General features: G+C 71.0%; 26 protein-coding genes. 11 read left to right on the forward strand and 15 right to left on the reverse strand.

Annotation, left to right across the window (positions count from 1 at the left end):
* Positions 1–143: 143 nt before the first annotated feature.
* Positions 144–815 carry a hypothetical protein gene (locus IG02_RS0132760; protein WP_158712416.1) on the reverse strand — a complete coding sequence of 224 codons (672 nt, stop codon included), beginning with the start codon at positions 813–815 and terminating at the stop codon, positions 144–146.
* 58 nt (positions 816–873) lie between these two features.
* On the opposite strand from IG02_RS0132760, the gene IG02_RS0132765 reads away from it, so the two are divergent.
* Complete coding sequence (locus IG02_RS0132765) at positions 874–1530, forward strand: hypothetical protein (RefSeq protein WP_030756325.1); 657 nt, start codon at positions 874–876, stop codon at positions 1528–1530.
* Positions 1531–1760: 230 nt separating this feature from the next.
* Here the strand turns inward: IG02_RS0132765 and IG02_RS0132770 are convergent, their stop codons facing one another.
* Together IG02_RS0132770 and IG02_RS0132775 are read right to left on the reverse strand one after the other, a co-directional pair.
* Positions 1761–2993 carry a GDSL-type esterase/lipase family protein gene (locus IG02_RS0132770; RefSeq protein WP_030756329.1) on the reverse strand — a complete coding sequence of 411 codons (1233 nt, stop codon included), beginning with the start codon at positions 2991–2993 and terminating at the stop codon, positions 1761–1763.
* 4 nt (positions 2994–2997) lie between these two features.
* Positions 2998–3651 (reverse strand): TetR/AcrR family transcriptional regulator, encoded by a 654-nt coding sequence (locus IG02_RS0132775; protein WP_078855027.1) that lies wholly within the window; start codon positions 3649–3651, stop codon positions 2998–3000.
* Between the two features lie 74 nt (positions 3652–3725).
* Here IG02_RS0132775 and IG02_RS0132780 point away from each other — a divergent pair, with 74 nt between their 5' ends.
* Positions 3726–4217, forward strand: a complete 492-nt coding sequence (locus tag IG02_RS0132780) for an FBP domain-containing protein (protein WP_030756335.1) — start codon at positions 3726–3728, stop codon at positions 4215–4217.
* Between the two features lie 186 nt (positions 4218–4403).
* Here IG02_RS0132780 and IG02_RS0132785 read toward each other — a convergent pair whose 3' ends face one another.
* Positions 4404–4763, reverse strand: a complete 360-nt coding sequence (locus IG02_RS0132785; protein ID WP_030756338.1) for a VOC family protein — start codon at positions 4761–4763, stop codon at positions 4404–4406.
* A 150-nt stretch (positions 4764–4913) separates the two neighbouring features.
* Here IG02_RS0132785 and IG02_RS0132790 point away from each other — a divergent pair, with 150 nt between their 5' ends.
* Together IG02_RS0132790 and IG02_RS0132795 are read left to right on the forward strand one after the other, a co-directional pair.
* On the forward strand, positions 4914–5888 hold the full coding sequence (locus IG02_RS0132790; protein WP_030756341.1) for a helix-turn-helix transcriptional regulator: 975 nt from the start codon (positions 4914–4916) through the stop codon (positions 5886–5888).
* A 109-nt stretch (positions 5889–5997) separates the two neighbouring features.
* Complete coding sequence (locus IG02_RS0132795) at positions 5998–6375, forward strand: VOC family protein (RefSeq protein WP_030756343.1); 378 nt, start codon at positions 5998–6000, stop codon at positions 6373–6375.
* Between the two features lie 73 nt (positions 6376–6448).
* Here the strand turns inward: IG02_RS0132795 and IG02_RS0132800 are convergent, their stop codons facing one another.
* Positions 6449–7330: a GNAT family N-acetyltransferase gene (locus IG02_RS0132800; RefSeq protein WP_030756345.1), complete on the reverse strand. Its 882-nt coding sequence runs from the start codon at positions 7328–7330 to the stop codon at positions 6449–6451.
* Positions 7331–7590: 260 nt separating this feature from the next.
* Here IG02_RS0132800 and IG02_RS43260 point away from each other — a divergent pair, with 260 nt between their 5' ends.
* From IG02_RS43260 to IG02_RS0132815, 3 genes are all read left to right on the forward strand, one after another.
* A complete protein-coding gene (locus IG02_RS43260) occupies positions 7591–8130 on the forward strand; it encodes a helix-turn-helix domain-containing protein (RefSeq protein WP_037804986.1) in 540 nt (179 codons plus the stop codon).
* 21 nt (positions 8131–8151) lie between these two features.
* Positions 8152–8763, forward strand: a complete 612-nt coding sequence (locus IG02_RS0132810) for a hypothetical protein (protein WP_030756349.1) — start codon at positions 8152–8154, stop codon at positions 8761–8763.
* A gap of 245 nt (positions 8764–9008) precedes the next feature.
* The gene (locus tag IG02_RS0132815) at positions 9009–9350 is read left to right on the forward strand and encodes a DUF2516 family protein (protein WP_030756351.1); all 342 of its coding nucleotides are present in this window, start codon (positions 9009–9011) and stop codon (positions 9348–9350) included.
* A 184-nt stretch (positions 9351–9534) separates the two neighbouring features.
* Here IG02_RS0132815 and IG02_RS0132820 read toward each other — a convergent pair whose 3' ends face one another.
* Together IG02_RS0132820 and IG02_RS0132825 are read right to left on the reverse strand one after the other, a co-directional pair.
* Positions 9535–10899 carry a response regulator gene (locus IG02_RS0132820; protein ID WP_030756353.1) on the reverse strand — a complete coding sequence of 455 codons (1365 nt, stop codon included), beginning with the start codon at positions 10897–10899 and terminating at the stop codon, positions 9535–9537.
* Positions 10900–11234: 335 nt separating this feature from the next.
* Positions 11235–11996, reverse strand: coding sequence for a TetR/AcrR family transcriptional regulator (locus tag IG02_RS0132825; RefSeq protein ID WP_030756355.1), 762 nt, complete (start codon positions 11994–11996; stop codon positions 11235–11237).
* A gap of 195 nt (positions 11997–12191) precedes the next feature.
* On the opposite strand from IG02_RS0132825, the gene IG02_RS0132830 reads away from it, so the two are divergent.
* Both IG02_RS0132830 and IG02_RS0132835 read left to right on the forward strand, forming a co-directional pair.
* Positions 12192–13415 (forward strand): ATP-binding cassette domain-containing protein, encoded by a 1224-nt coding sequence (locus tag IG02_RS0132830; protein WP_107055762.1) that lies wholly within the window; start codon positions 12192–12194, stop codon positions 13413–13415.
* On the forward strand, positions 13408–14163 hold the full coding sequence (locus IG02_RS0132835; RefSeq protein ID WP_030756358.1) for an ABC transporter permease: 756 nt from the start codon (positions 13408–13410) through the stop codon (positions 14161–14163). Before IG02_RS0132830 ends, IG02_RS0132835 begins: the two co-directional genes overlap by 8 nt.
* A 116-nt stretch (positions 14164–14279) precedes the next feature.
* Here the strand turns inward: IG02_RS0132835 and IG02_RS0132840 are convergent, their stop codons facing one another.
* Both IG02_RS0132840 and IG02_RS0132845 read right to left on the reverse strand, forming a co-directional pair.
* Positions 14280–15545, reverse strand: coding sequence for a GNAT family N-acetyltransferase (locus IG02_RS0132840; RefSeq protein ID WP_030756360.1), 1266 nt, complete (start codon positions 15543–15545; stop codon positions 14280–14282).
* Between the two features lie 109 nt (positions 15546–15654).
* Positions 15655–16323, reverse strand: a complete 669-nt coding sequence (locus tag IG02_RS0132845; RefSeq protein ID WP_030756362.1) for a hypothetical protein — start codon at positions 16321–16323, stop codon at positions 15655–15657.
* A gap of 163 nt (positions 16324–16486) precedes the next feature.
* On the opposite strand from IG02_RS0132845, the gene dtd reads away from it, so the two are divergent.
* Entirely contained in the window at positions 16487–16924 is a 438-nt protein-coding gene (gene dtd, locus IG02_RS0132850; protein ID WP_030756366.1) for a D-aminoacyl-tRNA deacylase, read from the forward strand.
* Positions 16925–16953: 29 nt separating this feature from the next.
* Here the strand turns inward: dtd and IG02_RS0132855 are convergent, their stop codons facing one another.
* The 3 genes from IG02_RS0132855 to IG02_RS0132865 all read right to left on the reverse strand — a co-directional run bounded on the left by IG02_RS0132855 (position 16954) and on the right by IG02_RS0132865 (position 19196).
* Entirely contained in the window at positions 16954–17943 is a 990-nt protein-coding gene (locus IG02_RS0132855; RefSeq protein WP_030756369.1) for a YgfZ/GcvT domain-containing protein, read from the reverse strand.
* Positions 17944–17953: 10 nt separating this feature from the next.
* Positions 17954–18475 carry a Fur family transcriptional regulator gene (locus IG02_RS0132860; protein ID WP_030756372.1) on the reverse strand — a complete coding sequence of 174 codons (522 nt, stop codon included), beginning with the start codon at positions 18473–18475 and terminating at the stop codon, positions 17954–17956.
* A gap of 148 nt (positions 18476–18623) precedes the next feature.
* Positions 18624–19196, reverse strand: coding sequence for an FABP family protein (locus IG02_RS0132865; RefSeq protein WP_030756376.1), 573 nt, complete (start codon positions 19194–19196; stop codon positions 18624–18626).
* A 349-nt stretch (positions 19197–19545) separates the two neighbouring features.
* Here IG02_RS0132865 and IG02_RS0132875 point away from each other — a divergent pair, with 349 nt between their 5' ends.
* Positions 19546–19917 (forward strand): DsrE family protein, encoded by a 372-nt coding sequence (locus IG02_RS0132875; protein ID WP_030756382.1) that lies wholly within the window; start codon positions 19546–19548, stop codon positions 19915–19917.
* A 222-nt stretch (positions 19918–20139) separates the two neighbouring features.
* On the opposite strand, the gene IG02_RS0132880 is transcribed toward IG02_RS0132875, so the two are convergent.
* The 3 genes from IG02_RS0132880 to IG02_RS0132890 all read right to left on the reverse strand — a co-directional run bounded on the left by IG02_RS0132880 (position 20140) and on the right by IG02_RS0132890 (position 21752).
* Positions 20140–20403 (reverse strand): DUF3099 domain-containing protein, encoded by a 264-nt coding sequence (locus IG02_RS0132880; RefSeq protein WP_030756384.1) that lies wholly within the window; start codon positions 20401–20403, stop codon positions 20140–20142.
* 160 nt (positions 20404–20563) lie between these two features.
* Entirely contained in the window at positions 20564–20851 is a 288-nt protein-coding gene (locus tag IG02_RS0132885) for a DUF1416 domain-containing protein (RefSeq protein ID WP_030756387.1), read from the reverse strand.
* A gap of 61 nt (positions 20852–20912) precedes the next feature.
* Positions 20913–21752 carry a sulfurtransferase gene (locus IG02_RS0132890; protein WP_030756390.1) on the reverse strand — a complete coding sequence of 280 codons (840 nt, stop codon included), beginning with the start codon at positions 21750–21752 and terminating at the stop codon, positions 20913–20915.
* Positions 21753–21811: the final 59 nt, after the last annotated feature.

Raw genomic sequence — 21811 nt, forward strand, 5'->3', positions numbered from 1 at the left:
ATTTCGGACCGAGGAGGGGTGTTCACAAGTAGCGCTGGCCTGCGGCGTGTCGGTCCTCTGAAGATCGCTTCCCGTTCGGTGGCTGATCGTTTCCCGGCAGAAGGTGTAGCCCGGTCACGCCTTTGGGTTCCAGGCCGAGGGCGCTACTGAGCTGATGCAGTCGGCGTTTCTCCACGCTGCGCCTGCTGGAGGCGCTTGACGACCATGGTGGTGATCGACATCAGTCTTCCCGAGGGGATGTAGGTGCCTTGCTTCCAGGTGTACTGGATCTTTCCGATCACAGCCCCTTGCCGGACGTTGATGCCGTGGCCGGTCCAGTCCGGGGCTCCGTTGGGGTTTTCGATGTCGAACTTGTCGATCTGGTCTCCGGGAGGGTTTTCGCCTACCTCGTCCGTGGTTCCCTTACCGTCGAACAGCGCTGCTGCTGTCTTGGCGTCCGGGAACGAGATCAGCCGGATGGCCAACTCCTGGTCCTCCAGGTTGGTGAACGCCGCCAGCCCGACGAAATCCGCTCTGGCGCAAAATTCATCCGGCCACTCCTCTGACTGACAGGAGATGGGATCGGTGGTGTCCCAGGTCTTCCTGCCTCGCTCCTCTGAGACGTCCACCGGGACATTGAACGGATTGGGAAGCGCAGCTTTCAGTGCGTCTTGGCTCAGAGGCACCGGTTGTGCGGTGTCGGCCTTGCCGGAATCGGCTGCTGGTGATCCCGTGCTCTCGCGTTCAGAGTCGCAGCCTGTGCTCAGTGCGACAGCCACCGCGACAGCGGCAAGTGTTGCGGTGGCCCGAGCACGTGTCTGTCCAGCGGTGATCATTCTGCTCCTGCGTCCAGTCGCTGTTGTTGTCGTGATCGCTTCACGATAGGTGGCCGTTGTGCTCGGCGAGTTGTCCGTGCTGCGGGAGAAGGTCGCGGTGACGGAGGGGCGGCTGGCGCGGTTGACGATTACGCGGGAGACCGCCCGGGGATGGCTGGGCGGCCCCGGCATCGCCCGGCACGACGACCACGCCCGCATCGCGTTCTCCCGCCGTGTCTACCGCGCCTTCGACCGGCTGACCACAGTCCTCGACCCCTACCGCTGCGACCGTCGCCGGCGCCTGCCCCAAGATGAAGCGGCCCAGGTGACCGCGGCTTGGGAAAACACGGATGTCGAACGCGTCCGGGGTCTGTTGCAGGAGATCAGTGACCGTCTGCTGCTGGTCACCATCCGCCTCGCGCATCGCCGCGGCCTGTTCCAAGGCCGGCTGGGCGACATCGGCGCGGACACCACCCCCATTCCCGCCTGGCACCATCCGCCCAGCCAACACCGCAACCTGGCCTCCATCGAATCCACAGCGGGCCGGCACTACTGCGGCGGCTCCGAGGAAGGCATCTTCGGGCACAGCGCCACCCCGCTCGTCGCCGCCAGCCGCCGCCACCCACCAGCCACGCGCGAGCGGCCAGCGCGTCAGCCGACACCCGCACTCACGCTCGAACCTGCACGTCCTCTTCGCCTGGGAGAAGGCAACCACGCAGAACACCGGCAGCAGTGAGCCCGCCGAGATCAGCGAGTCCATTCGGCGCGCACCGCAGCCCATCGCAACGACCGGACTTCCACCACCCACCCGAGCCGCAGTCCACCCGAGTCTCTGACACCCCGGCACCACACAAAGAACGTTCACGCGCCCGGCAAACGAAAACCCGCCCGATCAAAAGATCGGACGGGACCTCGTCAACACCCCCGAGCCAACCCAAGAACAGTCGCGAGGTTCGGACCGGGGATTCAAAAGCGGCCGTCGACGGAGACGCCGTGGTCCGTGAAGCCGCCCTGCCCCCGGAAGGCCAGCTCCGCGAAGCGTTCGCCCATCAGGCGGTGGGTGGCGGCGTCCGGGTGGAGTTCGTCGGGCAGCGGCAGCTCGGCGTAGTCGGCCTTGCCGTAGAGGGCGAGGCCGTCCAGGTAGTGGAGGTTCGCGTCCTCGGCGGCCCGCTGCTCCACGATCCGGGCCAGCTCGTCCCGTACGACGCCCAGGGTCAGTTTCCCGCTCGCGCGTTCCGCCGGGTCGCCCGTCGCCCGGAACCGGAGCCGGCCGTCGCCCAGACCGGAGAAGTCCGGAGCGCTCGGACCCGGCGTGTCCTCGTGGATGGGGCACAGGATGGGCGAGACGACCAGCAGGGGCGTGGTGGGGTGGCCTTCGCGGATGGTGTCGAGGAAGCCATGGACGGCGGGGGTGAAGGCACGCAGGCGCATGAGGTCGGCATTGACCAGGTTGAGGCCGATCTTGATGCTGATCAGATCGGCGGGAGTGTCCCGCAGGGTACGGGCGGTGAACGGGTCGAGCAGGGCGCTGCCGCTGAGGCCCAGGTTGATCAGTTCCACACCGCCGAGGCGGGCGGCGAGTGCGGGCCAGGTGGAGGTGGGGCCGGCCGCGTCGGAGCCGTGGCTGACCGAACTGCCGTGGTGCAGCCACACCCTGCGGCCCGGGTCCCGCGCGGGCTCGACGGGGGCGTTGGTGCGCAGGGCGATCAGTTCGGTGGTCTCGTTGTGCGGCAGCCAGATCTCGATGTCCTTGAGGCCGTTGCCGTTGTCGTCGCCCTTGTCGTTGCCGTCGGGCAGGTCGGTGAAGCGGAGGGTGCCGGCCGGGCCTGGCCGGTGCTCGGCGGTCCCGGTGGTCATGTCGATGGTCAGGGTGTTGCCGCCCGCGACGCTCGCCCGTGCGGCGGGGCGGCCGTCGACGAGCAGTTCGTACACGCCGTCCGGGCGGGGCGGGGCGCCCACGTAGACCCGCTTGGTGCGCCGTGTGTCCAGTTCGACGGCGGTGGCCCGGGTGCGGAAGACCAGCCGTACGCCGGAGGGCTGGGACTCGGCCATGGCCAGTTGCCCGTCTGTGTACTGGGCGCGGGCCCGGGCGGGCAGCCGGTGCGGCAGGACACCGTGCTCGGTGTGCTCCACGTCGAGGGCGCCGCGCAGGAGGGTCGCGGTGATGGGGGTGGTGATCCAGTTGCTTTCGGTGTGCATTGCCTCAACCTGTCGTTCCATGTGGTCCGGGTGTGACCGGCTTCGCCGGTTCCGCCGAGTCCGCCGGTTCCGCCGACTCTGCCGGTTCCGCCGAGTCCGCCGGCCAGTTCCGCAGCAGGGCGTCGAGGGCGTCCAGGATCCGCGACCACGTTTCCCGTGAGTCGGGCGCGCTGTGGCTGAAGCCTCCCCCCAGCTCGAGGGTGACGTAGCCGTGGAAGACGCTGCCCAGCAGCCGGACCGCGTGCGTGACGTCCGGTTCCGTCAGGTCGTAGCCGCGCAGGATCGCCCGCGTCATCCGTGCGTGTCTGCCGCCGGCGCTGGCGGCGGCCGCTTCCGGGGTGAGCCTCATCTGGGCCGCGGCGTAACGGCCGGGGTGCTCGCGGGCGTAGTCGCGGTAGACGTTCGCCAGGGCGGCGAGGGCGTCCTTGCCGGCCCGCCCGGCCAGGGCCGCGTCGCCCCGGTCGGCGAGTTCCTCCAGCGCGAGGAGGGCGATCCGGGTCTTGAGGTCCTGGGAGTTCTTCACGTGCGAGTACAGACTCGCGACCTTGACGCCGAACCGCCTGGCGAGTTCCGAGACGGTCACCCGGTCGAAGCCGACCTCGTCGGCCAGCTCCGCACCCGCCCGGGTCAGGCGTTCCGTGGTCAGTCCTACGCGCACCGTGCCCTCACTCTCGTCAGCCGACAACGATTATGTAGTTGCCTAATAGATTTAGGCAACTTAGCATCTCGTTTATGAAGCCGCTGACTGAGCGCGAGATCCGCGCCGCGTTCGTGAACTGCACCAAGGGCGCGGCGAAGCGCCTCTCCGTCCCCCGGGACCTGGCCGAGCGGCCCTGGGGCGACCTGGATTTCCTCGGCTGGCGCGACCCTCAGGCCCCTGACCGGGCCTATCTCGTCATCGAGCTGGAGGGCCGGCCGAAGGGGCTCACGCTCCGGTGCCCCGGTCCTTCCTCCTGGCAGATGCGGCGCAGCATGTGCACGATGTGCCTGACCACGCATGGCGGCGGGGTCTCCCTGATGGTCGCGCCGAAGGCGGGCAAGGCCGGGCAACAGGGCAACTCGGTGGGCGCGTACATATGCGGCGACCTCGCCTGCTCGCTGTACGTGCGGGGCAAGCGGGACGCGGGGGCCGGCTCACGGCTGCACGAAACGATCACTCTGGAGGAGAAGATCGAGCGGACGGTGGTGAACGTGGCCGCGTTCGTGGCCAAGGTGACCGCGTGACGCGGATCGCGTGACGCTGATCGGGTGACGCTGATCGGGTGACCCCGGCCCCGGCCCCGGGGGGCCACGGATTTGCGGCCGAGGCCGGAGGCCGGAGCCTTCGAAGCCGGGCCAGGCCGGAGTTTGAGGCTCGGGAGACGAGGGCCGGGGACCCTGCCTCGGGCCGGGGGCCCGAGGCAGGGTCCGTCAGTCGACCGGTGCCACCCGGATCAGGTTGCCGTCCGGGTCCGCGACGACGAAGGTGCGGCCGAAGACCTCGTCGTGGGGTTCCCGCACGGTCGTGACACCCTGCTTCGTCCAGTCCTGGTACTGGCGGTCGATCCGTTCCGGGCCGCCGTCCAGAGTGACGCACAGCTCGCTGGTGCGCGGCGGAGTCAGGTCGTGCGAGGGCCTGCTCCACAGGGCGAGTTGAACGCCTCCGGCGAGTTCGAACGCGACGAAGCCGGGCGTTTCGAAGCTCGGCCGCATGTCGAACAGCTCCGAGTAGAAGCGCGCGGACGCCGGTGCGTCGGAGACGTGGACGATGAACATGTTCGGGACTGCCATGAGCGGTCTCCCTCAGTCGGTCTTTCGCGAGTCGGTCGTCGCGAGTCGGTCTTTCCGGGGGCCCGGTCGGCTGACCCGGGTGGCCCGGTTCTGAGGAGCCTGGCTGCCATACATGACGGATCCCGTCGTGTTTGCTGAGATTCTGGTGTCGTGACGCCAGATCGGTTCTTCGCCCTCTTGCTGGCACTCCAGACGCGGGAGGCAATCACCACCGGTGACCTCGCCGGCCGGGTCGGGGTCTCGGTGCGCACCGTGCTGAGAGACCTGCGCTGGCTGCAGGAGGCGGGCTTTCCGGTCCTCGTCGAGCGGGGCCGCTGGGGCGGAGTGAGGCTGTTGCCCGGTGGTGCGCTCGACACGTCGCGGCTCACCCCGGCCGAGCGGGACCACCTCGCGCTCGACGGGCTCGACGACGACCAGCGCCGTCAGCTGGGGGCCGGCCCCGACAGCCGCCGAGCCCGCGAGAAGGTCGCGGTGCGTCGACAGCCGGCGGCATCCCCGCTGCCGCTCAGTGCCGTCGTCACGACCGACAACAGGCCGTGGTTCGGGCCGGACACCCGGGGAACCGATCCGAGTGCCATCGTCGGTGACGTGCGCCGGGGCGTGCGGCTGCGCATCCGCTACCGACGGTCCGAGGACGTCGAACCGGCCTGGCGCGTGGTCGACCCCTACGGACTGCTGGCCAAAGCGGGCCGGTGGTACCTGGTCGCCGACTGCGCGAGCGTCCCTCGGCTGTACTCGCTCGAACGGCTTGCCGACTGGCGGCCGACGCGAGTCCCCCGACGATTGCGGCCCGGGACCACCCTCACCGAGGTGGCGGCGCAACTCACGTCGAGCTGGGAGACGATCGAGGCCCTCCAGGTGCACGCGGTGCTCGAAGCCCGCTTGCTCGACCGGGCCCGGCGCATCCTCGGCTCCCGCCTGACCGTCCGGGGCCCGCGATCCGAAGGGGGAGACAAGGTCCCCGTCGTTGGGCGAGACGAGGTCCCCGTCACGGTGGCGTGCCGAGAGCTCGAGGACGTACGCCAGCTCCTGCAATTCGCGGACGGCCTCACCGTGACCGATCCCCCCGAAGCCCGCGACCGGATGCGCGAACTCGCGACGCGGACCCTCTACCGGTACGCGTAGGGCGGGCGAGCCCGCCGTCGCCCCCGTACGCCGAGTAGGGGCTGACGCGGCCCGTCACAGCCGCCCCTAGGGTGTTCGTCGTCGAAGTACCGGTTGGACCGGAGGTGTCATGCCCCTGCAAATGAAATTGAGCGCGGTCACACTCGACTGCCCTGACCCGCCGGCTTTGGCGGCGTTCTATCAGCAAGCCACCGGCCTCGAGCCGCACCCGGAGTCGAACGCCGACTTCGCCGGTCTCAGCCGTGAGGACGGACTCGGACTCTTCCTCGGCTTTCAACGGGTCGCCGACCACCGGGCTCCGAGCTGGCCCGGCCAGACCGTTCCCCAGCAGCTTCATCTCTGCTTCAAGGTCGAGGAGGGTTTGGACGACGCCGAGGCCCGCCTGCTGGAACTGGGCGCGGGCAAGCCGGATCACCAGCCGAACGAGGACAGGTGGCGGGTCCTCACCGACCCGGCCGGACATCCCTTCTGCATCGTCCGTGGCTGAACGAGGGATTCAGGGGGCGGGAGTCACCGATGTCCTGCGTCGCGTGTTCGTTCCGCGCGCGTTCGCCGGCTCGTCAACCGGCTTCCGGTGCCGTGTTTGAGAAGTCGTACGCCGCCCAGTCGGCGAGCGGGCGATAGCCGAGGCGTTGGTAGAGGGCGTTGCTGGTGGGGTTGGACCGGTCGGCGAACAGCACGACCTCCTTCGCGCCCGCGGCCAGCGCGGCCCGGCTCACCTCCGCCGACACGGCGCCCGCGTAGCCGCGACCGCGCAGGTGGGCGGGGGTGTAGACGATGTCGACCTGGACCTGGCCGCCGATCACGGGGTTCATGCCCGCGATGGAGACGGGGGTGCCGTCCGGCGTCTCCCAGAGCGTGTAGCGCTTGTCGGCGTACCGCGTGTCCGCCCACGAGTCGGCGTCGATGGTGACGTCTTCCCCGACAGCCCTGGCGAACTCGCCGCACCAGTACATGACTTGCTCGAGGTCCTGTTCGCCCAGGACGCGGCTCCGGCCCGCCGGCAGCGGGTCCGGCGGGGTGAGCGTGCCGAGGCGGTACAGCCGGACCTGCGTATCGCGGAGTTTCGGCGTCGCGCCGGTGCGGCGCTGCCAGGCCTCGGCGAAAGCGGTGGCGGTGTCGTGGTCCGCGCTGACGGAGGGGAGGGGGTGCCCGAGGGCGGACAGACGGGCGGCGAGGGTGTCGGCCTGTTCGGGCGTGAGCGGGGTGGGGCTCAGGCCACGGGGCGGGAGGAGGTAGAAGACGGCGTGAACCTCGCCCGCCCGCTCCAGCACGCCGAAGACGGGGGCCTCGAAGCCGAACGCGGCCGCCCCGCGCGTTCGCAGTCTCTCGGTCCACGTCAGCGGCATGACGTGCAGGCCGGGGCGCGAGCGCAGGAAATCTCCGGCCCGGTCGAGGAAGTCGTCGACGTCTTCGGTGAGGTGCCAGTCGTCTGGTCGCATGTCACATGGTCCCCCATGCCACGAGTGCGCCCCGTGCTTTTCCGCCAGGGCGAGGCCGCGGAGCCGTAGGCCGCGGTCCCGCGGCTCCGCGGGACCTCCTCACGTTGTCCGGGTCTCCACTCAGGACGGCGGACCATAGCGGGCGGCGATCGCGACGACGGCGCGCGTCCTTCATCGAGTCGCATCACCTCGGGGGCTGCCCCAAAAACTATTGCAAGCGTTCGCTTGCAATAGTTAGCAAGCTGGCGCACCATGGGGCCATGGCATCACTCAACGTCGGCAACCTCGGCGAGTACCTGCGCGAGCAGCGGCGCACCGCGCAGTTGTCGTTGCGGCAGCTCGCCGATGCGGCCGGGGTGTCCAATCCGTATCTCAGCCAGATCGAGCGCGGCCTGCGCAAGCCGAGCGCGGACATCCTCCAGCAGCTGGCCAAGGCGCTGCGGATCTCCGCCGAGACGCTGTACGTGCAGGCCGGGATCCTGGACGAGCGGGAGCGGGAGGAGCTGGAGACGCGGGCCGTCATCCTCGCCGACCCCTCCATCAACGAGCGGCAGAAGCAGGTGCTGCTCCAGATCTACGACTCCTTCCGCAAGGAGAACGCGTCGGCCGCGGACGGCACCGCCGACGGTGCCGCGCCGGCCCCCGGCGGGGGCGTGCGAGCGGAAGGCCGTACGGAGGACGCCGCGGCCGCGGAACCCTCGGCCGGTGCCACGGAACCCGTCGCCAGTGCGGACGGCGACGGGGGCCGGGCGGCCGGCGGGCGGGCCGGCGACGGTGCCGCCACCCCACCCTCACTCTGAAATCCAGGAGGACCCACAGTCATGGCCATCACCGATGACCTGCGCAAGAGTCTCACCGACCCGAAGCCGCTCTACTTCGCGGCCGGCGCCGCCGACCTCGTCGTCGAGCAGGCCAAGAAGGTGCCCGAGCTGATCGAGCAGCTGCGGGTCGAGGCGCCGTCGCGCATCGAGGCCGTACGGAACTCGGACCCCAAGGCCGTCCAGGACCGGGTCGCCGGTCAGGCCAAGGAGGCTCAGGCGACCGTGCAGGCCAAGTTCAACGAGGTGATCGGGGTGCTGGACACCGATCTGAAGAAGCTGGGCGAGACCGCCCAGCACGTCGCGCTGCGCGGTGTGGGCGTGGCCGCCGAGTACGCGGTCAAGGCCCGGGAGACGTACGAGAAGGTCGCCGAGCGCGGCGAGCAGACCGTACGGTCCTGGCGCGGTGAGGCCGCCGACGAGATCACCGAGATCGCCGTCGCCGTCGAGCCCGAGACCTCCGCGAAGCCGGAGCCCGCCAAGCCGGAGGCCGTGAAGACCGAGCCCGTGAAGACCGAGCCCGCGACGGGCGCCGCCAAGCCGGCGACCGCCAAGAAGCCCGCCGCGCGCAAGAGCACGGCGAAGAAGAGCACCCCGCCGTCCTCCGCCACGTAACGGTGGCGCGGGCGCCCCGGCCGGTCCGGGGAACCGGGCGCGCGCGGGCGCGCGAATCACGCGGCAGTCAGGACGGCGATCACGCGTGATCCGTGAGAAAGGGATCACGCGCCGGTGGTCACGCGCGGGGAATACGCGGGTAGGAACAGCTCGGGCCGGGCACCACAGCGGTGTCCGGCCCGTTCTTCGGTTACCTTTGCGGTCGGTCCGCTAGGCGTTTCATCCATTTTTAGGCGGTGCTCAGTATGTTGCTCTCGGCGTTCGGATCGTTCCTGTGGCTGCTCAACCTGGCCATGCTCGTCCTCGCCGTCGTCGCGCTGTTCCTCTCGGCGATCGCCCGTGACGACGCGTACCGGGCCGCGGACAAGCAGACCAAGACGTTCTGGCTGATCATCCTGGGGGTCACGGTCGCGGTGAACCTCCTGGTGCCGATGCTCTTCCTCCAGATCGCCGGGCTGGTCGCGACGATCGTCTTCTTCGTCGACGTGCGGCCCGCGATCCAGCAGGTGTCCGGCGGCGGTGGCCGGGGGCGCCGGGGCGGTTCCAGCAGCGACGGCCCTTACGGACCGTACAACGGCGGACGCTGACTGTACGGGCGGGCGCCGCCCCGGCCCCGGCACGCGTGGCGGCCCCCCCCCGGCACGCTTGTCGGTCTCGCCCCCGGCGCGCGTGTCGGTCTCGTGGTGTACGTGGCGACCCCGTACGGGGACGGGCGGCGGCCCCGTACCGGTGCGGGCGCCGACGCCCCTCGGGCCCGGTGGCCCGTACCGCTCAGACCCCGCTGCCCCGCCCCAGCAACAGCACCGCCACGTCGTCGTTCAGCTCGCCGCCGTTCAGCTCCTGCGCCTGCGTGACCGCCGCCTCCAGCAGGTCGTCGCCGCTCAGGCCCTCCGCCAGCCGACCGTTGATCATGTCGAGCATGCCCTCCTGGCCGAGCCGTTCGGAGGCGCCGGGGCCGGTCCGGCCCTCGATCAGGCCGTCCGTGTACATCATCAGGCCCCACGCGCCGCCCAGCTCGACGTGGCGGCGCGGCCACCGGGCGCGCGACACCAGCCCCAGCGCCGGGCCGCCCTCCTCGTTCGGGATCAGCTGTTTGGCCCGGCCCCGGTGGGTGACCAGCGGTGACGGATGGCCGGCCAGGCAGATCCCGGCCCGCCGGCCGTCCGGTGCGATGTCGACCGTGCAGAGCGTCGCGAAGATCTCCTCGCTCTCCCGCTCGTGCTCCAGCACCTGCTGGAGCGTGGAGAGCAGTTGATCACCGCAGAGCCCCGCGAGCGTCAGCGCGCGCCAGGCGATCCGCAGTTCCACGCCCAGCGCGGCCTCGTCGGGGCCATGGCCGGAGACGTCGCCGATCATGGCGTGAACCGTACCGTCGGGCGTACGGACCGTGTCGTAGAAGTCACCCCCGAGCAGCGCCCGCGAGCGGCCCGGCCGGTAGCGGGCCGCGAACCGCAGGTCCGAGCCCTGGAGCAGGGGCGTGGGCAGCAGCCCGCGCTCCAGCCGGGCGTTCTCTTGGGCGCGCAGCCGGGACTCGGTGAGCTGCCGCTGTGCCACGTCCGCGCGCTTGCGCTCGACGGCGTACTGGATCGCCCTGCTCAGCAGCCGCACGTCCAGTTCGTCGCGGAACAGGTAGTCCTGTGCCCCGACCCGTACGGCCGCCGCCCCGCGCTCCGCGTCGCCCTCGGCCGCCAGGGCGAGGACGGCGTGGCGCGGCGCGAGCCGCAGGACGTGCTTGAGAGGGGCGAGCTCGTCACCGTCGTCCGCGCCCGGCAGGCCCAGGTCCACGAGGACGCAGTGGATGTCGTCCGTGAGCAGCCGCTCGGCCTCGGTGAGGTTGCGCGCGGTACGGATGCGGACACGGGTGCCCGCCGTCTCGGGCAGCTCCGAGGCGGTGAACGTGGCCGACGGGTCCTCGTCGATCACGAGGACGATCAGATCGCCGCCCTTCGCGGGCGTCGCGGTGGCCGGCGGGGTCACGGCCGACGGCGCGGCCGGTCCGGCCGGTCCGGTGGATACGGCTGCACCGTTCGGTCCGGTAGCGCCGGTCGCTCCGGCGGGGCCGGTCGGCCTGGTCGGCTCCGGGGAGCCGGTGCAGTCTGTGGGGCTTGTGCGCTGCCGCGGTACGGGTACAGGCACGTGCATCGGTCTGGGTTTCCTTCCCTCCCCCCGAGGGCACGGTGGAGCGACGATCGACGCACCACCAGACGGGGACCATAGCGTCAGCGGCGGTTCAAGTGGAATGCCATGGCGATGACGAGCCATCGTCATATGCCGCATCAGCCCCCGCATATGGCGTTTTTCGGGCACTGCCGGCCATGACAAACATCACGTACGAGGGAACTTCGTACTGCGCCGGCCATGGGCTGCGTCACACCTCGGTGTGTGGCGCGCGTGCTCTGCGGTGAGCAGCCCCGCAGTTCTCCCTCAACACGCGACACCCGCTGCCTCATCCGTTACTCCGGTCACTCTCGTCACAGCGCGTCCGCCCGCCTGCGGATCAGCGCGTCCACCCCGTCCAGCACGCACTCCAGGCCGAAGGTGAAGTCCTGGGCAGGGCTGTCGGGTTGGAACATGATGTCCGAGTCCAGTACGCGGGCGACCGAGGGGTAGCGGACCGGGTCCGCGAGGCGGCGGAGCGTGGTGGTGTAGTTGGTCATGACCTGATGCGCCGACGCGCCGCTCGCCGTGATCGCGGTCTCCAGGTCGGCCGACAGCATCGCCTCGTGCCGTACGAAACTGTTGACCAGCAGGATCACCGACAGTCTGGTGCCGTCGTCCAGGCCGGTACCGTCCAGGGCTGTTATGCCCTGTTCCCACCACGCGACCGTGTTGGGTGTCGCGGGCGGGCCCGTGACGGGGATGTGGACCGACCACAGGTGGCGGTGGTACGCCTCCCGTTGCGCCCATGCCCACCGGCTCAGGGCCTCGCGCCACCCCGTGCCCGGCGCCGGCGGGTCCGGGGGTGCGCCGATGGCGGCCTCCTGCATCAGGAGGTACAGCTCGTCCTTGGCGCCGACGTACCGGTAGAGCGACATGGTCGAGGCGCCCAGTTCCTTGGCGACCCGTCCCATCGAGACCGCGCCCAGGCCCTCCGCAGCCGCGACGGCGACCGCCGCTTCGACGATCTTCTCCAGGCTGAGGCCCGGCTTCGGGCCCTTTCCCGGGCGTTCGCGCAGTCCCCAGGCGGCCTCGATGCCCGCGGGCAGCCCCGCGTCACCGTTCTTGCCCGTCATCGCGTCATCGCCCCGCTCCTCTCGACGCCTGTGTTCCGAACCGTGCTCCACAGCCGCGCTTGCCCGGTCTCACCTGTCTTGCTTGACGCTCATCCTATTAATGCGTAAGCCTTACGCTGTAGCGCGTATGGGATACGCAGTAGTCGTGCGCCGTGCTGTCGCGCTGCGTACGACGGCACGGCATAAGGAGGGGGCATGAGTCCGCACGCGGTCGCCGACGGCCTGGCCATCGAGGCCACCGGCCTCGAAAAGGCTTACGGAAAACCAGACAGAAGGCTTCTCGGCAAGGCCGGGAAGGGGAGGGGCGGAGGCAACGGGGAGGAGGGGGCCGGGGGCCGGGCGACAGCCCGGGCGGCCGGTCAGGCGGCCGGTCAGGGCGCTGGGCAGGACGCCGGACAGACGTCCCGGCGCACGACCGTCCTGTGCGGGATCGACCTGCGCGTGCCCCGCGGGACCGTCTTCGCCCTCCTCGGCCCCAACGGCGCGGGCAAGACCACGGCCGTACGCATCCTCGCCACGCTCACCACCGCCGACCGCGGCACCGCCCGCGTCGCCGGCCACGACGTCGTCACCGAACGGCGCCGGGTGCGCCGGGCCATCAGCCTGACCGGGCAGTTCGCCGCGGTCGACGAGAAGCAGACCGGCGAGGAGAACCTCCGGATGATGGCCCGCCTCAGCGGCCTCTCGCGCGCGGACGCCAAGCGCCGGGCCGCCGAACTCCTCGACACCTTCCAGCTCACCGCCGCGTCCCGCCGCCTGGCCGGTACGTACTCCGGCGGCATGCGCCGCCGCCTCGACCTCGCCGCCGGTCTGGTCGGCGAGCCGGAGGTCGTCTTCCTGGACGAACCGACGACCGGGCTCGATCCGCGCAGCCGGCAGGAGCTGTGGCAGGTCGTACGGGGGCTCTCCGCGCGGGGCGTCACCGTCTTCCTCACCACCCAGTACCTGGAGGAGGCCGATCAGCTGGCGGACCGGATCGCCGTGCTCGATCGCGGCAGGCTGGTCGCCGAGGGTACCGCCGACGAGCTGAAGACCCGGGTCGCGGGCCACCGCCTCGATCTCGTACTGGCCGACGAGGCCGCCTACCGCCGCCTCGCACCCCGGGCCGTCCACCACAGCGCCGAGACCCTGACCGTCGGGCTCCCGACCGACGGCACGGCCGCCGAGGTACGGGCCCTGCTGGACGAGGTCGACCCGCACCGCACGGACGTGATCCGCTTCACCCTCCACAGCGCCACGCTCGACGACGTCTTCCTCGCACTCACGGAAGGGGCCGGTACGGGAGAGGCCGGTACGGGACAGGCCACCACGAGCACGAGCGGGGGCACGAGCACGAGCGGGGGCGCCGCCACCACCGCCACCACCACCACCGCCACCGCCGCCGCCAGCGACGACGGCAAGGAGCCCGCCCGTGTCTGAGCTTCTCGCCCACTCCACCGCCCTCGCCGGCCGCGGCCTCCGGCTGAGCCGGCGCAACGTCGACGCCGTGATCACCGCGATGCTGCTGCCGGTGATCCTGATGCTGCTCTTCGTCTACTTCTTCGGCGGCGCCATCGACACCGGCACCCGCTACGTGACGTACGTCGTCCCCGGTGTCCTCATCCTCTGCGCCGGATTCGGCTCCTCCACCACCGCCGTCAGCGTCAGCGACGACATGAAGGGCGGCATCATCGACCGGTTCCGGTCGCTCGACATCGGCGGTGCGCCGGTCCTCGCCGGGCACGTCGCCGCGAGCGTCGTCCGTAACCTCATCTCCACCACGCTCGTGCTCGGCGTCGCCTTCCTGATCGGCTTCCGCCCCGACACGAGCCCCGGGGCCGCCCTCGCCGCGGCGGGTGTTCTGATCGCCTTCATCACGGCCGTGTCCTGGCTCTCGGCCGTGGCCGGTCTGCTGGCCAGGACACCGGAGGCGGCCGGGGGGTTCACCTTCTTCGTGATGTTCCTGCCGTACCCGAGCAGCGCGTTCGTCCCGATCGACACCATGCCGAGCTGGCTGCACGGCTTCGCCGAGCACCAGCCGGTCACGCCCGTGATCGAGTCCCTGCGCGGACTGCTCCTCGGCCAGTCCGTGGGCTCGGCGCCGTGGATCGCCCTCGGCTGGTGCGCCGGGCTGCTGGTGGTGTCACTGGCGCTGTCGGGGGTGCTGTTCCGGCGGCGTGCGGCCTGACGCGTCCGTGCCGTACGGCGTGACGTGTTCGTACGGTGCGGCCTGACGTGTCCGTACGGTGCGGCCGCCGGACGCTTCCGTGCCGTACGGCCTCGGCCCGCCCGCCCGACGATCCCTCAGAAGATGTCCGGGCACCACGGGCGGCGGGCCGTGCGGAACAGCGTGTCCGCGAACGCCGCCGCGCCCGGCCGCTCCTCCGCCAGCGCACCCAGGGCCGCCAGCCGTACCGCCGACGCGTCGCCCAGGTGCAGCGAAGCCAACTCCCGTACGTCCAGCGTGATGTCGGCGGTGTCGGTGGTCGGCGCGCACGTCGCCGCACACGTGCCGGCACCGGCCGCACCCGCCGCTGCGGTTTCCAGGCGGAACCGGCCGCCCGCGAGCCCCGCCGCGTCGTGGACCTCCAGCACCAGCGTGCCCGGCACCGCGTACGTGCGCGCCTGAAGTGCCCGCACCGTGTCCAGGATCCGCACCCACAGGAAATCCGCGCTGGTCACCACCCGCGCCGCCCGCGGGTCCGGCAGGAATTCCGGCAGCAGGTCGTCCGGCGCCCGGTAGCCCGTCCTGACGGTCGTGATCCAGTCGACCGACCAGACGAACTCCCACAGCGCGCGCTCCGCCGTCGGGTTCAGCGCGATCAGGTTGGCCACCGTCAGGGTGTTCAGCGGCTGCTTGCGGTCGCCCCAGTGCGAATCGGCGGTGTACCGCACGAGGCCCTCCACCTCACCGGCCCCGGCGCGGTACACCGCGAAGTACGGCTCCGTCCGGGGAAAGGGACTCGGCTCCTCGCCCGTCTCCAGCCGCCACCACCGCTCGGGGCGGGAGATCGCGCCGGGCTGGTTCCGCCGGAAGCGGTCGTGCAGGTCGGGCCCGAGCTTGCGTACGTCCGCCGCGTCGACCAGCTCGATCGAGCCGCCGCCCGCCGGGCGCGACCAGCGCGGATCACGGCCCGAACGGGGCACGTCGATCTCCCACTCGGTGATCGCGGCGGCGGGCCCGAAGCCGTACCGGCCGTAGATCGGGTACTCGGCCGCGATCAGCGTGGCGACGACGTCCCCGCGCTCCCTGGCCGCCGCCAGGTCGGTGGCCATCATCCGGCTCAGCAGGCCGCGCCTGCGGTGGGTGGCGGTCACGGAGACGTTCGAGATCGCGTCGGCCGCGAGCACCGCACCGCCGGGCACCGTCAGCTCCTGGGCGAAGGAGCGGAAGGTCCCTACGCAGCGCCCGCCGTCGAACGCGCCTTGGGTCCGGGCGAGATCGGCGTCGGCGAGCCGGCCCGCCACGACCTCGTCCGAACTCGTGGGCGGGCGCAGGAATCCGGTGTCGAGAGCCCGCGCCCAGTCGGTGAACTCGGACGCGGTGACATGACGGATCTCGAGGCTCATGGGGCTCACGCTAGGCGTGCCCTGCGGGAATGTCGCGTGCTTTTAGCCTCTTCCGGAGCGCCGCCCGGCCTTCCGGACCCGACGTGTGTCCGGCACGGCGGGTACGCCCTCACAACAGCAGGTCCTCCACCTGCGCCTCGCCCTCACGGTACCGGCGGGCGATCTCGGCCGTGCAGTTGTCGGTCGTGCGCTGCAACTGCTGGCGGCGTTTGGACAGTTGCTGTTCGTTGCGGATCAGTCTGCCCATTGCCGCGTTCAGTTCCTCGTCCGTACGCGCGTCCAGGTCCGACAGCTCCACCTCCGCGAGCGTCTCGGCCGCCAGCACCCGGTACTCCTCCCGGCGCGGGGTGGACAGCGTCACATGGCGGGCCGAGCTGCGGTGCCGCGAGGGGGTGTCGGTCAGGATCTCGGAGAGCCGGTCGACCACCGGTGTCTCGGGCGCGGTACGGCGGGCCAGCTCGGCGCGCAGGATGTCGATGCGGCCCTGGAGCAGCCGGCGCAGGTAGCTCAGGTCGGCCTCGTCGCGCTGGGAGTCCCGGCGCAGCGCGCGCAGTTCCGGCAGGTGCAGCACGGTGACGTCGTACGGCCGGGGCGCGGGCAGCGAGTCGGCGCCGTCGGCCCGCTGGACGGGGGGCCGCGGCCCGCCGCTGCCGCCGTCGGTCTCGGCGCCGCCCCCCGCCGGGCCACTGCCGGTACCGCGGGTCGTGGGACTCCCCCCGGCCGGACGGGGCGTCGTCGGTACGGAACCGGGCGGCTGCCCGGCGCCAGGTGTGCTCATCGCGCGTACTTCCCCTCACTCAGCTGGGAACCCCATCCCTCGGTCCGCTGGGAACCCCACCCTCGACCGGTGCGCGCACGCACCGCCTCCGTGCATCGTGCCACTCATGCCGCCGCATATGCTGCCGGTCTGCACCCGTTCGGACCCGGATAGGTTGGTCTGTATGCGTGCGGTGGTGCAGAGAGTGGACGGCGCGAGCGTCGCCGTCGTGACCGGGTCCGGGACCGAGACGGTGGGGGAGTTCACGGGGGAGGGCCTGTGTGTGCTGGTGGGGGTCACCCATGAGGACACCAAGGAGCAGGCGGCCCGGCTGGCCAGGAAGCTCTGGTCGATACGGATGCTGGAGGGCGAGAAGTCCTGTTCGGAGGTGAACGCCCCGCTCCTGGTCGTCTCCCAGTTCACTCTCTACGGGGACGCCCGCAAGGGCCGTCGCCCCACCTGGAACGCGGCGGCACCGGGTCCGGTGGCCGAACCGCTGGTGGACGAGGTGGTGGCGTGCCTGCGCGCGCTGGGGGCGCGGGTGGAAACGGGCCGGTTCGGCGCGGACATGCGCCTCACGCTCACCAATCACGGCCCGTTCACCGTGCAACTGGAGATGTGACCGCCCAGCCTCTCAAGGGCTCGATCACCTCAAGGCTCGACCACGACCTCCTGTGACGCCGCCGTCTCCTCCACGAGGAGCGGCGCGTCCACCGGCACGTTGCGCTTGACCAGCGCCAGCGCGATCGGTCCCAGCTCGTGGTGGCGGGCCGAGGTGGTCACGAAGCCCAGCTGGCGCCCCTCGGCGCCGTCCGCCGCGAGCCGCACCGGCGCGCCGTGCCCGGGCAGGTGCACCTCGCTGCCGTCCAGGTGCAGGAAGACCAGCCGGCGCGGCGGTTTCCCCAGGTTGTGGACGCGGGCCACGGTCTCCTGGCCCCGGTAGCAGCCCTTCTGCAGGTGCACGGCGGTGCCGATCAGGCCCAGCTCGTGCGGAATGGTCCGGTGGTCGGTCTCGAAGCGGACCCGGGGCCGGTGGCCCTCCACGCGCAGGGCCTCGTAGGCGAGGATCCCGGCGAGCGGGCCGTGCCCGGCGGCGTACGGCTCCAGCTCGGCCCGGGGCAGGAACAGGTCCCTGCCGTGCGCGGTCTCCCGTACGACCACGCCCTCGGGCACCTCGGCGATGGAGCCGGCCGGCAGGTGGACCACCGCGATGTCGTCCGTGCGGTCCGCGATCTCGACCCGGTAGAAGAACTTCATCGACTCCAGGTACGCGATCAGCGCCTCGCGCGTGCCCGGCTCTACGTGCGCCCAGACCGTCTCGCCGTCGTCCACGAGGTAGAGCGCGTGCTCGATGTGGCCGTGCGCGGAGAGGACCAGCGCCTCCGTGGCCTGTCCCACGGGCAGCTCGCTGACGTGCTGGGTGAGCAGCAGATGCAGCCAGCTGAGCCGGTCCTCGCCGGTGACGGTGACGACACCGCGGTGCGAGAGGTCGACCAGCCCCGTGCCGTCGGCGAGGGCGCGCTGTTCCCGGAAGAGGTCGCCGTAGTGCGCCGCGACGCCTTCGTCCACGCCCTCGGCCGGAACGGCTCCGGGCAGGGAGAGCAGAGGGCTGATGGTGGAGTGTCGCTGCTGTGGCTGCATGGTGATTAGCCTACGACTGCTGGGGATTCGCTGTCCGGTGCGCGTCCGCCGCACCGGGCGTACCCGATGTGTCCGGCCCGCCCGGCACGGCCGGCCCGCCCGGCCCGCCTGACGATTTCGACGCGCACGAACCGCAGCGGCCGAAGATCGCGAAGTGCTTCATGTCCGTGTCGAAGCCGAAGTCCGCGCGCAGCTTGGCCGTGAAGTCCGCGGCGACCTCGACGTCCGCCTCGATGACCTCCGTACAGTCCCGGCAGACCAGGTGGAGGTGGTGGTGGCGGTCGGCCAGGTGGTACGTGGGCGCGCCGTGCCCGAGGTGGGCGTGCGAGACGAGGCCCAGTTCCTCCAGGAGCTCCAGCGTCCGGTAGACGGTGGAGATGTTCACCCCGGAGGCCGTTCTGCGCACCTCGCCGAGGATGTCGTCGGGTGTCGCGTGCTCCAGCGTGTCGACGGCTTCGAGGACAAGCTGGCGCTGGGGTGTCAGCCGGTAACCGCGTTGCCGCAGATCGCTCTTCCAGTCGGTGCTCACCACGCCCCCAGTGTAGGCAAGCGCGGCCGGGACGACGGACCGTGTCGGCCGCCTCACTCCCGCGGCTCGCGGCTGTCACCCGCCCCGGCCGTCACTCGACGGACGGGGCCGTCACCGGACGGACGGGTTCGTCACCGGACGGCCCGGACCGTCACTTGAAGAACGCGATGCCGTCGTCCGGGAGGTCACCGAGGTCCTTGGCCCAGGCCGCGACCTCGTCCGGGGTGACGACCTTCTTCAGGTGCGCCGACATGTACGGGCGCAGCTCGACCTCCGGGGTGGCCTTCTCGCCCACCCACATCAGGTCGCCCTTGACGTACCCGTAGAGCCGCTTGCCACCGGTGTACGGCCCCGAGGCGGCCGTGCGGGCCACGGCGTCCGTCACCAGGTCGATCTGCGGCTTCTGGTCGGCCAGCTCGCCGTACCAGACCTCCACGACGCCCTGGTCGCGCACCATGACGACCTCGACCTTGCGGTCCTTGTCGATCCGCCAGTAGCCGGCCTCGGACTCGATCGGCCTGACCTTCTCGCCCTCCGCGTCGAGCGCCCAGGTGTGCGAGACGTATTCGACGAAGTCCCGGCCGTCATGGCTGAAGGTGACTTCCTGGCCGAAATTGGCCTTCTCCTCACCGGGGAAGTCGAAGACGCCGACGCCTTCCCAGTTGCCGAGGAGGAAGGCGAGGGGGACGAGGTCCGGGTGCAGGTCGGACGGAATCTCGATCATGAGCAGCTCAAGCGATCTGTCTGTAGGCGTGCGGCGAGTGGTGAGCGGTGGGGGAGCCGGGCGTCAGCGCTGGCCCTGGTACAGCTTCTTCACGGTCAGGCCGGCGAAGGCGAGCACGCCGACGCAGACGAGGACCAGCAGGGCGGAGAAGAAAGCCTCAAGCACGGGGTGCTCCTCGGTTGAGCGGGTCGATCGGTACGGGCCGGGTACGGCAGGGCCGGCCTCCAGCCTAATGGGTGGTGCTCGGGCGCCCGCCGCGAGCCCTGACGAGGTGCGGTGGCACGCGGCCGGTACGGGGCCGGGGGCGGGCGTGGACCGCTGCGAACCGGCGCGGATTAGAGTTCGGCGTATGGACTCCTCCGCGAAGAAGCTCGTGATCAAGGTGACCGCCGGGGCCGACGCCCCGGAACGCTGCTCCCAGGCGTTCACGGTCGCGGCGGTCGCCGCCGCCAGCGGGGTGGAGGTCTCGCTGTGGCTGACGGGCGAGTCCGCGTGGTTCGCGCTGCCGGGCCGGGCCGCTGAGTTCGAGCTGCCGCACGCGGCGCCGCTGCCGGACCTCATCGAATCGATCCGGGCGACCGGCCGTATCACGCTGTGCACCCAGTGCGCGGCCAGGCGGGACATCGCGGAAGCGGACGTCCTGGAAGGGGTACGGATCGCCGGGGCGCAGGTCTTCGTGAGCGAGGTCATGGCGGACGGCGTCCAAGCCCTCGTCTACTGACGCCGGTCCGCCGGCGCTGGTCTCCGCGTCCGCCACGCCGCAGTGGGCGAAAGCACGACAGCCCGTCGGCACGACAGCCCGTCGGCACGACTGCACGACTGCACGACTGCATGTCGGTACTGGCGCAGCCCGCTCCCCTGACGGCACCCGCGGCTGCAACGCTCCGTGCCCGTCCTCGTCGGCCTCGGCCCGGCCGGCGGCTCGCGCCTGCCGGCCGGACACCTAACGCCGGTTCTTGTCCTTGCCGTCCAGCTCGTCCCACCACTCGTCGGACTGCGGGTCCCCCGACGGGTCGTCCCACCAGCGGTCGTCCTTGTCGCGCGTGTTGCCGACCATGGCCGCGATCGGCGGGATCACCATGGCGACGACACAGAGGACGACGGCTGCTGGTACCGACCACATCCGTACGAAGGTCCATGCGGAGATGAAGAGGACCAGGCATCCGCTCATCAGCAGGAAGTACCGGCGACGGCGTCGCGCGTACATGCTTCCAGCGTAGTACCGCCGGGCCGCGCGGGCGGGAGCGTGAACGGGCGTCGACGGGCGCGGACGGAAGGCGTGCGCGAAAGGGCCGCACCCCGATCCCAGTGGCGTCCAACCCGGGGGTGCGGCCCTTTCGTACTGCGTGCGCGGCGTGCGCGGCGGCTCAGACCGCGATCGCGACCTCCGAGAGCCCGCCGGTCCGCGCGACGACGGTACGGTCCGCCGTGCCGCCGGGCACGAGAGCGCGCACCGTCCACGTGCCCTCGGCCGCGTAGAAGCGGAACTGTCCGGTCGCCGAGGTCGGGACCTCCGCCGTGAATTCGCCGGTCGAGTCCAGCAGGCGCACGTAGCCGGTGACGGGCTGTCCGTCACGGGTCACGGAACCCTGGATGGTGGTCTCACCGGGCTTGATCGTCGAAGCGTCGGGGCCGCCGGCCTGTGCTCCACACATACTCTTCAGTCCTTCAGGTCGGTCGGGGCTTGCTTGATTGGTGGCGCTTGCGCTGTGGCGCTTACTTGTTGGCGCCGAGCTCGATCGGCACGCCGACGAGCGAGCCGTACTCGGTCCACGAACCGTCGTAGTTCTTGACGTTCTCGACGCCGAGCAGCTCGTGCAGGACGAACCAGGTCAGCGCCGAGCGCTCACCGATCCGGCAGTAGGCGACGGTGTCCTTGGCCAGGTCGATCCGCTCGGCCTCGTACAGGGCCTTGAGCTCGTCGTCCGACTTGAACGTGCCGTCGTCGTTGGCGTTCTTGGACCACGGGATGTTGCGGGCGGTGGGGATGTGGCCCGGACGCTGCGACTGCTCCTGCGGCAGGTGCGCGGGAGCGAGCAGCTTGCCGCTGAACTCGTCGGGGGACCGCACGTCGACCAGGTTCTTCGTGCCGATCGCGGCGACGGCGTCGTCGCGGAAGGCGCGGATCGAGGTGTCCTGCGGCTTGGCCTTGTACGCGGTGGCGGGGCGCTCCGGGACGGCCTCGACCAGGTCGCGGGAGTCCAGCTCCCACTTCTTGCGGCCGCCGTCGAGGAGCTTGACCGACTCGTGGCCGTACAGCTTGAAGTACCAGTAGGCGTAGGACGCGAACCAGTTGTTGTTGCCGCCGTAGAGGACGACCGTGTCGTCGTTGGCGATGCCCTTGGCCGACAGGAGCTTCTCGAAGCCCTCCTGGTCGACGAAGTCACGCCGGACGGGGTCCTGGAGGTCCTGCTTCCAGTCGATCTTCACGGCGTTCTTGATGTGGTTCTTGTCGTACGCGGAGGTGTCCTCGTCGACCTCGACGACGACCACCTTGGGGTCGTCGAGGTGGGCCTCGACCCAGTCGGCGTCTACCAGGACGTCGCTGCGGCTCATGCTGTTTCTCCTCCGGGGCAGTGTGCGGCGGGATGCTGCGGGCGGGTGGGGGCGGGCGG

The organism is Streptomyces sp. NRRL F-5135 (genome assembly GCF_000719775.1).
Classification (GTDB): Bacteria; Actinomycetota; Actinomycetes; order Streptomycetales; family Streptomycetaceae; genus Streptomyces; species Streptomyces hebeiensis.